Below are 258 nucleotides of genomic sequence, written 5' to 3'. Positions count from 1 at the left end.
ACGCGCGATCTGGCCGGTCTGATCGAGATCGTCACGCCGCGCAAGGCGAAGGACAAGATTCATCCTGCAACACGCGTGTTTCAGGCGCTTCGCGTTTTCGTCAATGACGAACTGGGTGAGCTGGCGCAGGCGCTGTTTGCCGCCGAACAGGCGTTGAAACCCGGCGGCCGGCTTGTCGTCGTCACGTTCCATTCGCTCGAAGACCGTATCGTCAAGAAATTTTTCGCGGATCGGTCGGGTAAAGCCGCCGGTTCCCGG

General features: G+C 60.5%; 1 protein-coding gene. It reads left to right on the top strand.

Annotated features, from left to right (window positions below; all coding sequences use genetic code 11):
* A partial coding sequence (gene mraW / locus SB764_RS42110) for a 16S rRNA (cytosine(1402)-N(4))-methyltransferase (RefSeq protein WP_410867053.1) occupies nt 1–258 on the top strand: 258 nt, incomplete at both ends.

It is taken from the genome of Paraburkholderia sp. SIMBA_027 (assembly GCF_046535315.1).
GTDB classification, from domain to species: Bacteria; Pseudomonadota; Gammaproteobacteria; order Burkholderiales; family Burkholderiaceae; genus Paraburkholderia; species Paraburkholderia tropica.
This window is presented reverse-complemented; position numbering and strand designations above follow the sequence as displayed.